The organism is Oscillibacter sp. CU971, assembly GCF_905219725.1.
GTDB lineage: Bacteria > Bacillota > Clostridia > Oscillospirales > Oscillospiraceae > Oscillibacter.
In genome coordinates this window covers 1-9013 of sequence record NZ_CAJMXG010000116.1, presented here as the reverse complement: position 1 = coordinate 9013, position 9013 = coordinate 1, and the positions used below count along the sequence as shown (strand labels likewise).

The window sequence follows — 9013 nt, the reverse complement described above, 5'->3', positions numbered from 1 at the left end:
GGCCGGGGCGGGCGCGTGGGCGGCGGTGCGTTCTTGGCGTCCAGATACTCACGGACGGCCTCCGGCACCGCCTGCTCATAGAGCTGGCGCATGGCCTCGTCCATCTTCTTCTGTACTGTGGTCTCTTCCTTTTTCAGATAGAATTTCAGCGCGTCCATCTTCTCTGCGTCGAACGAGATTGTGACTTCTATTTTTTCCATCGCGCGTTTCCTCCTGCTTCTACATAATGGGACCCATTTGATGCGGGACAGGCTCATCCTGGACCGGCGGCGATGGCAGATGCTCCGCGTGTGTATTCACGCAGAAGGTATCCAGCTTCTGCCACAGCGACTCCCTGGCCTCATCCGTGAGCGCACAGGAAAACCATTCATCGCCGCCAGGCGACCTCACCACAATATCCAGCGTATCATCGACCCTGCCTGTGTCTGCCATGTAGGATGTGTACGCCTGAATATAGGAGTCCTCCACTTCACTTGATAGTTGTCTTCCGAATACGCTTTTCTCATCAGCAAGAACATCCAGGCGGAAGTTGATTCGCTCATCTTCCACACCGATTCTCTCCCGCACATCCAAATCCGCGGCTGTCAATGAGCGGTTTCCCTGGAGTAAGGGATGCTGTATCGACGCCCAGCTTTTGAGCATCGCCGGCGAAGCGGAAATGGTCATCTGACGGGCATACACCTGCTGGACGCCCTGCTCCTTGAGGAACCTGTCTCCGATCCGGTTCATAATCTCCAGGTCAAACGCGCAGGCGCTGACCGACCCAATAGCAGACGGCAGATCCCGCCCCACGCAGACGGTGCAGAGGGCGGGCCATTCTTTGACCTCCGGGTACTGCTGGAGCGCTTCCCGGTACACAGCGGTCCGCTTGACGGCGTCGGCGTCCGTCACGGAGCCGGAGACGAACCCGCTNACCCAATGGGGCCCGGCATCCCCGCCCAGAAGGACGCGGGTAAAGCAGATGGGCAGCTGGGCGGTCATGCGGAAGAGCGCGCACTCCGCCTCGTCGCGGNCCCGGTCAAGGCTGTTGTCCTTACCCATCCAAGGCAGGTGGGAGGACATATCGTCCAGCAGCTTCCAGACCATATTGACCTGCCTCCGGCGGTCTCCTCCCGCAAACTCCAGGGCGGACACGAAGCGCCGCAGATTTCGGATGGTCTTTTGCTGGAGCTGGGGGGAGGCGGGCACGGTGAAAGACGACCAGCGGGTTGCTTCCAGTTCATGGTCGTATCTCTCCATCAATTTCGGATCGGGAGTTTCGCCCTCCAGTTTTGCCATGCCCTGGAGGATAGCGTCCGTCCAGAGCCGCCGCCGTTCAGCCCAAGGAGGAAATCCCTTTTGCTGATAGCGTTCGATTCCGGTTTGCCGTTCGATGGCGTAGGCGATGAGGCCCTCGGCCACGAGGGAGGTGTGAAATCTGTCCATAGCGCCTCCTATCCCATTGTCGGGCCCATGGCCCGCTCAGCTTGCCTATGGGCCTCGAGCTCGTCATGGAGTCGGGCCAGCTCCGCCGCGTCCACGCACTCCAGCAGCAGCTCAGGCGTGCCTTCGTCCACTCGGACATCGGATACCCGCGCGTCCAGCAGAGCGGCGAAGTTCTCCTGACCTTTGGCAGTCAGCTTTTTCAGGTCTTCCACCGGGACCAGGAAAACGGAATTTTTATGAGCCAGAGCGGCGTGATCGGGAAGACCGTCAAGGGCAAGGAGGCCGCGGACCGTCATGCTGCCCTCCAGCACCGGCTGGGGTACATGACAGATGTCTGCCAGTTCCCCGCCTGAGAGATAACGAAGGTCCCGGATTTCCCGGACCGTCAGGCCAAAGTCATCATGGAGCTTTGTGTATAGGTCCTCGCCGTCGTGAAGCTCCAGGGCGGCGGCGATGGCCTTTTCAAGCACCTCAGCCTGTCGGCTCAGGGGAAGGTCAGCCAGAGACCTTGAAGCGCTCTCTTCCGGATGTGCGCAGTGACTCAGCCGGCAGACCATCTCAATGCGGTCGGAGCGCAAGCTTGCGCTNAACACCTCTTCGTGTTTTGCCAGCTTATCGAGAAGCATTTCGTCCAGGCCGTTACCCACCTGAACATTCAGCCCCGTCTGCTCTCTCAGCGTGTCAAAGGAAATGTGCCAGTTTCCGTCGCGGCTGTGTTCCGCCGCGTCCTGAACGATACGCGCAGCCGCACGCTCCAGCTCGGCGTTCAGAATGTCCCGAATTCCGGGAATGTAGGCCGCGATGCGGGCGCAGTCATACTTCTCCGCGTCAACAAGTATTCCGTCGTTGCAGCCCTGACCCAACGCCAGAAGGCAGTGGATCACACCATCCCTGCTGAACATACAGTCCTTTTTCTCCCGGATGAACGGCTGATTGTCCAGGGGAGTGATCTTCAGCCTGCAAAAATCCTCATGGGACAGCTCCACCACCTTTTCAATCTGGCAGTCGTCCATCTGAAAATTGAGAGGCTTTTCCATAAAATTAGCTTTGAATTTCATTGCGTATTTCCTCCTGTGCTTATGGCAAATAACTGCGGGGGTTGGTCCGCTGCCCGTTGACCCGGACCTCGAAGTGCAGATGCGGCCCGGTAGACCTCCCGGTGGAACCGGACAGGGCAATCACGTCCCCGGCCTCCACCGTCCGGCCTACCCGCGCCAGCAGCTGGGAGCAGTGGCCGTACAGCGTGACCAGCCCGCCGCCGTGGTCGATCATCACGTAATACCCGTAGCCGCCCTGGTTGTATGTGGAGACGGTGACCGTCCCCGGCAGGGCGGCCCGGATGGGCGTGCCGGTGGGGACCGCCAAGTCCATGCCGCTGTGGCCCTTCGTCTTGCCGGTGAAGGGGTCCCTGCGGTAGCCGAACTCCGAAGTGATGACGTTCCGCCAATTCGGCCCGATGGGAGAGCAGAAGCCGTCGGCGCCGATGAAGGGCGTGTCCGCTCCGTCGAACCCGCCTCCGCCAGACGCGCCCCCGCCGGTGTAGCCATAGCAGATCAGGCTGTAGACGCTGCCGGCGTTTTGCTTCTGCTCGTCGGTGGGTTCCACGCCCATGGCCGCGGCGATGTTCCGCCAGACGATTTCCATATCCTCAACGGGGATGGCCACGGTATACCGCTCCTCTGTTTCGGCGGGCGGGTCGCTGCCCTCTATGGGGACCATGCGGGTCCGCTCCTCGTAGGTGACGAAGCAGTCCACGAACCTCTGGTGGTCCCGTCGACTGGGGGAGTCTTCCCCGAAGTACAGGGCATAAAAAAACGCCTTGACTCTGGTACCGTCAAGGCTCTTTCCTTCCTCTGTCTTTCCGTTCAATGTGGAAATGAAGCCGTCCAGCAGGCCGAAGCTGGTACGCATGTCCTCGACGTAGGTCCGATACTCCTCGGGGGTGTCCGCCGGGAGCTCCCCACCGTAGAAGCACAGCTCAGCGGCGGAGATATTGTGCGTGGCGGTGCCGGAGGCCAGGGCGCACAGGAAGGCGATGAGCAGGATGATGGGGGAGAGGACCGCCACGGCGAGCCAGCCCATAGTTTTCCTGGTGTTCTCATCGGTGAGGACCGTGGCGGCGGCCTTGGCGATGAGAGCGGCGTTAGCCAAGGGTCATCCCCCAGTCTGCTGTGGAGCCTGTTCTCCCTGTGCCTGGGCAGTTTTCAGCTCCTCCCAATGTTCCGCCAGAGCCTGGAGCGTATCCTCGTGGTCGGCGCAGGTGTGGGTCTCCGCCCATTGCCGGTACTGGTCGAAGTCCATGCCGCCGTCCAGCAGGAGTTTGCATACTTCCACCGCGTCGTTTTGAATACAGGCGTGGAGAGCGCCGTGGTCATTGGTATCCACCCACATCCGCTTTTTCAGCATGTCCTCCGCGATCCAGTTATTATGACCTCCGCAGGTCAGCATGTGCAGTGTCCTCCAGGCGTTGGGGCCTCCGGAGATCCCTTTCTTCACCAGCGTGGATAATGTGCGAAAGTCCTTGTCCCCGGCGAACTGCTCCAGGAGACGGGACGGCGCGGCGGCGATCTGCTCATCGGTACACTGCTTGATAATCGCCTTAGCAATCGGGCGGTGTTCCAGATAGGCATAGGAGGCCATCTCCCCCTGGAAGCACGGCGGCAGGTCCTCGGTGTAGGTTTCTGCGTGTTCCAGCATGTAGGATATTTTCTTTAGATCGTTAATGTTGATTGCTTTTTCACACGCGGCGCGGTAGGCCGGCTCCGAGAACGGCAACCCGTCCTCCAGCAGCAGAAGGCTCATCTGCCGCCCTACCAGACCGGGTCTGCCCGCCGCTTCAATGAGCAGGTCGTCTGCGTGGGAGTCCAGCAGCTTTGGGTACAGTTCCCTGAATGCGCTCAACTCGCCGTCCCGAATGGCGAGGACCGTTCTGTCGTAATCGCTGAGATGAAGAGGGCGCTGCCCCACCGTATCCATGTAGGCGGTGATGCTCCCGGTTATGCGGCGGAGGAGCTGTTCCGTCTGGGACATGGCCTGTTCCTGCCGCTCCCGTTGCTCCACCAGGGCTTCGATAATCACCTTCTCCTCCTGCTGGCTCAGATGCACCACCCTGCCGCCGGTATCATCTTCAATTCCGTCGATTTTCATATGCCGTACATGAGTGGCGTTGTCGCCATGGAACGCCTTGGTGATAGCGGAGGAGATGAGGAACATCCGGTCCAGGTCATTCCCGTTTTCACCGAGAGTCTTGCCGGTGAGGAATTTTTGCGTAACGCTCTTTTCCTGACCCTTATCGTACCATTTGAGGTACGCGTCCAGGTACACGCCCTCGCTGCCGCCGTAGTCTGTGGTGCAGAAAATACCGGCATCCTTGGGAATCTCCCGACCATTCTTCCAGAAGTCATCCAGAAGGAAATATTCGTCGGGCAGATAGCCCTGACCTTCCAGGCGGTGCTTCAGTTCCTCGAAAACCTCAGCCGCTGTCCGCTGGCCGTCGTATTCCAATTTGCCGGGATCATCCGCGGAGGGCTTCCAGCGTTCAAACTCAATGACATTCATTTTCCTGTGATTCTCCTATTAAAAGATTTTTGGCTTGTCTCAGCCGGACTGGGTATGCTATGATAGGACTAGAACAAAGTTTTGTGTTGAAGGGGGCGTCGACCATGGGGGACCGGACTTATATCGCCTGTGACCTGAAAAGTTTTTACGCCTCGGTAGAGTGCATCGAGCGGGGTCTGGACCCCCTGACCACCAACCTCGTGGTGGCGGACCTGAGCCGGACGGAAAAGACCATCTGCCTAGCGGTGACACCGTCTCTGAAAGCCTGGGGCATCTCCGGACGGGCCCGGCTGTTCGAGGTGGTCCAGCGGGTCAAGGAGGTCAACGCCCAGCGGCAGCGCCAGGCCCCAGGGCGGCAGCTCACCGGCTCCTCCTCCAGCGACCCGGAGCTGAAGGCGGACCCCAGCCTGGCGGTGGACTACATCGTGGCCCCGCCCCGGATGGCCCATTACATGAAGTGGAGCACACGGGTCTATAATGTGTACCTCAAATACATCGCGCCGGAGGACATCATCACCTACTCCATCGACGAGGTCCTGATGGACGTGACCAACTACCTGGACACCTACAAGCTCAGTGCCCGGGAGTTGGCCATGAGGATTATTCTGGACGTGCTGGAGACCACGGGCATCACCGCCACGGCGGGCATCGGGCCGAATTTGTACCTGTGCAAGATCGCCATGGACATCTGGGCCAAGCGCATCCCGGCGGACAAAAACGGCGTCCGCATCGCCCAGCTGACGGAGAAGAGCTACCGCCATAATCTGTGGGACCATCGGCCCTTGACGGACTTTTGGCGGGTGGGTCCTGGCTACTCCAAAAAGCTGGAGGCGGAGGGCCTCTACACCATGGGAGACATCGCCCGCTGCTCCATCGGCAAGCCCACGGATTACTACAACGAGGAGCTGCTTTATAAAATGTTCGGCGTCAACGCGGAGCTGCTCATCGATCATGCCTGGGGCTGGGAGCCCTGCACCATCGCGGACGTGAAAGCCTACAAGCCGGAGACAAAAAGCATCGGTGGGGGACAGGTCCTGCAAACTCCCTATCCCTATGAGATGACCCGTCTTGTGGTCCGGGAGATGGCGGACCAGCTGGCGCTGGAGCTGGTGGGCAAGGGACTGGTGACGGACCAGCTGACCCTGACCGTGGGCTACGACATTGAAAACCTGACGGACCCGGAGCGCCGGAAAAAATATCAAGGCGAGGTCAAGGCAGACCGTTATGGACGCTCCATCCCCAAGCACGCCCACGGCACCGCCAATCTGGAGGAATACACCGCCTCCACGAAGCGGATTATCGCCGCCGCCCTGGAGCTTTATGACCGGATTATTGATCGGGACCTGCTGGCCCGGCGGCTGACCATCAGCGCGGGCCGCGTGCTGCCGGAGGGCGATGCCCCACAGAAGAAAGCGTATGAACAGCTGGATCTGTTCACCAACTACGCCGCCGCACAGGAACAGCAGGCAAAGGAAGCCGCCGACCTGGAGCGGGAAAAGAAGGTGCAGAAAACCGTATTGGATATCAAAAAGCGGTTCGGGAAAAACGCCATCCTGAAGGGCATGAACTTTCAGGAGGGGGCCACGGCCAAGGACCGGAACCGCACGATTGGAGGACATCGCAGTGGGGAAGTATGACGATATCATCGACCTGCCGCATCCCACTTCGGAGCGGCATCCCCGGATGCCCATGGCCAACCGTGCGGCGCAGTTCAGTCCCTTCGCCGCTCTGTCTGGATATGACGGCGCCGTCCGAGAGACGGCCCGGCTCACCGACCGCAGACCCGAACTGACCGAAGAAGCGAAGTCCGTTTTAGACGCTAAGCTTCAACTGCTGGTTCCCGGTATGGGCGCGTCGTTTACCTACTTCCAGCAGGATGAAAAAAAAGAGGGCGGCGCCTACTTGACAGTCACAGGAACGGTAAAAAAATTCGATAGCTATGCCCATGAGATCATTTTGGCGGATGACCGTCGAGTACCCATTAACGATATTCTGGAGGTACAGAGCGAGGCTTTGGGGAACTGAACAAGGAAGGGACCAGCTTTGGCTGGTCCCTTCTTACTCATCTTACGCCGATTTGGCAAGGCCGCGTGCGTGCAGCAGGGCCACAAACGCGGACGCTTTCCCGCAGGCGTTATCCCTCTCTTTGGAATTGTCTTCCCGGACAAGGTTCCGGAACATCGTCCAGAGGGCCTTGACGGACCTTTCTCCGCTTTTGAGGAGGAAGCTCTGGAGGTTCAAGCCCTCGTTAAGGAGGACCGCTGCGTCGTATACGGCTTTTGTGGAAGCCCACGGCATTCGGGTTGTCCGGCGGACCACCGGCGGCGGCGCAGTATACCACGACCTGGGGAACCTGAACTATTCCTTCATCACCGATGCTGGAGAGGCAGAGAGCCTAGCCATGGAGCGTTTTACCCGGCCCGTAGTCAGCGCCCTTCGGGGCCTGGGCCTCCAGGCGGAGGCCTCCGGGCGGAACGATATCTTGGTGGAGGGAAGGAAGGTCTCTGGCACGGCCCAGAGGCTGCTGAATGGCCGTATCCTGCACCACGGGACCCTGCTCTTCGACACAGACTCAAACATGGTGGCCGGAGCGCTGCAGGCGGCCCCGGAGAAATTCCGCTCCAAGAGCGCTAAATCAGTGCGAAGCCGAGTGGGAAATATCCGGGATTTCCTGGAGACAGATATGGATCTGCCATCCTTTTGGACTTATTTAAAAACGGCACTGGCGGGGGAAGGTTTTATAACCGGAAGTCTATCCCCAGAGGAACTGGAAGCCGTGGAGGTGCTGAAACGGGGCCAGTATGATACCTGGGAGTGGAACTTCGGTCATTCACCTGCTTACGACATGATGAACAGGCGGCGCTGGGACGGCGGAAGTCTGGAAGCCCGAGTCTCCGTGAAGGAGGGGCGGATCACTGGAATAGCGTTCCTGGGGGATTTTCTCGCCCGCCGTTCTTTGGACTCGTTGGCAGAGGCTTTGGAGGGCGTGCTCTTCCGCCGGGAGGATGTTGCCAGAGTATTGGAGCAGTGCCCGCTCCAGGACTATTTCGGGGAAATCTCCAAGGAGGAGGTTTTGGAAACCCTGTTTTACATACAAGGGCAAAACGAAACCGCGTGTGATTGACACACGCGGTTTTTACTATATCTCCTCCCGCTGAAGGGGACGAGTTAGAAGGCGGACATCCGGAAGGTTTATGGTTTCAGCGGCACGGAACGCGGCGTCCAAATAGCCGTTTGCGTCATTCTCTGGGAAGGGGAGATGGCACAGCAAGAGATGCCTAGGACGCAAGACATCCTCCAGACAACGGCGGCCCTTTCGCAGGGTAATCCACGGGAAGTTGAGAATGGCCAGATCGATAGAGAAGCCGTTCAGCCGTTTGAGGAGGGATGGGCTGGCTGTTTCACAGTCTCCGGCTATCAGGATGTGAGATATGCCGTCGGAGAATAGCAGTCCATAATGAGGTACATCCTGATAGTCCGGCCCATCGTGGGGAAGTCGGAGAAACCGCAAGGCCATCCCTTCACCAGAGAAACGAGTTTCCTCTCCGGCGATTAGGAGTTGATCGCCAAAGTCCTGCCGGGGTAGGGCGAGCTTTGCGGCGGGCCAGATCATGCGGGCCTCGGAAGCCAAGCGGAAGGAGTAGTGGTCCGGGTGGCAGTGGGTGAAGCAGAGCAGTTCCGGCGGTGGAAGAACTGTCTGCATCCGTTTCCAGAGGGTGGGCGAGACTGTGGAGAAGCCTGGAATTTCCTCGGTGTGGAGAGCATCTACCCAAATGACATGGCCTTTCCACTCCAGAACCACGCCAGCGTTGGCGGTCAATATGACGGAACAAACAAGCATGGCATTTTTCTCCCAGTCGGTAAGAATATCGTGCAGCGGCTCTGGCGTATCGAAATTCATAAAAGCAGCGATTAGGAGATAGCGGACTCCATTCGTTTTGTCAGCTGTTGTGCCGCTTTGTGCAGAGCTTCTTCCGGCGTGTCTTCAGATATCACGCAGCTATGAACTGCTCGTGCAATAATTTCTTCC

General features: G+C 59.0%; 8 protein-coding genes. 3 read left to right on the top strand and 5 right to left on the bottom strand.

Going from position 1 to position 9013, the window contains the following annotated elements; genetic code table 11:
- From JX325_RS09365 to JX325_RS09355, 4 genes are all read right to left on the bottom strand, one after another.
- The coding region (locus JX325_RS09365) for a DUF6103 family protein (protein ID WP_204790886.1) at positions 1–200 on the bottom strand (200 nt) is incomplete at its 3' end.
- 1233 nt (positions 201–1433) lie between these two features.
- Positions 1434–2483: a DUF6329 domain-containing protein gene (locus tag JX325_RS18120; protein ID WP_243414020.1), complete on the bottom strand. Its 1050-nt coding sequence runs from the start codon at positions 2481–2483 to the stop codon at positions 1434–1436.
- A 19-nt stretch (positions 2484–2502) separates the two neighbouring features.
- The gene (locus JX325_RS09360; RefSeq protein WP_243414019.1) at positions 2503–3576 is read right to left on the bottom strand and encodes a M23 family metallopeptidase; all 1074 of its coding nucleotides are present in this window, start codon (positions 3574–3576) and stop codon (positions 2503–2505) included.
- Positions 3577–3579: 3 nt separating this feature from the next.
- Positions 3580–4983 carry an ankyrin repeat domain-containing protein gene (locus tag JX325_RS09355; protein WP_204790885.1) on the bottom strand — a complete coding sequence of 468 codons (1404 nt, stop codon included), beginning with the start codon at positions 4981–4983 and terminating at the stop codon, positions 3580–3582.
- Between the two features lie 104 nt (positions 4984–5087).
- Here JX325_RS09355 and JX325_RS09350 point away from each other — a divergent pair, with 104 nt between their 5' ends.
- From JX325_RS09350 to JX325_RS09340, 3 genes are all read left to right on the top strand, one after another.
- Positions 5088–6620 (top strand): DNA methylase, encoded by a 1533-nt coding sequence (locus tag JX325_RS09350; RefSeq protein WP_204790884.1) that lies wholly within the window; start codon positions 5088–5090, stop codon positions 6618–6620.
- A 46-nt stretch (positions 6621–6666) separates the two neighbouring features.
- On the top strand, positions 6667–7008 hold the full coding sequence (locus JX325_RS09345; protein ID WP_243414021.1) for a hypothetical protein: 342 nt from the start codon (positions 6667–6669) through the stop codon (positions 7006–7008).
- 256 nt (positions 7009–7264) lie between these two features.
- The gene (locus tag JX325_RS09340) at positions 7265–8107 is read left to right on the top strand and encodes a lipoate--protein ligase (RefSeq protein ID WP_243414018.1); all 843 of its coding nucleotides are present in this window, start codon (positions 7265–7267) and stop codon (positions 8105–8107) included.
- Positions 8108–8122: 15 nt separating this feature from the next.
- Here JX325_RS09340 and JX325_RS09335 read toward each other — a convergent pair whose 3' ends face one another.
- A complete protein-coding gene (locus JX325_RS09335; RefSeq protein ID WP_204790881.1) occupies positions 8123–8884 on the bottom strand; it encodes an MBL fold metallo-hydrolase in 762 nt (253 codons plus the stop codon).
- Positions 8885–9013 lie beyond the last annotated feature (129 nt).

Bases quoted from the DNA above. Each gene is read 5' to 3' on its own strand.
- JX325_RS09355 (WP_204790885.1), bottom strand. From the start codon at position 4,983: ATGAATGTCATTGAGTTTGAACGCTGGAAGCCCTCCGCGGATGATCCC.
- JX325_RS09350 (WP_204790884.1), top strand. From the start codon at position 5,088: ATGGGGGACCGGACTTATATCGCCTGTGACCTGAAAAGTTTTTACGCC.
- JX325_RS09335 (WP_204790881.1), bottom strand. From the start codon at position 8,884: ATGAATTTCGATACGCCAGAGCCGCTGCACGATATTCTTACCGACTGG.
- JX325_RS09345 (WP_243414021.1), top strand. From the start codon at position 6,667: ATGCCCATGGCCAACCGTGCGGCGCAGTTCAGTCCCTTCGCCGCTCTG.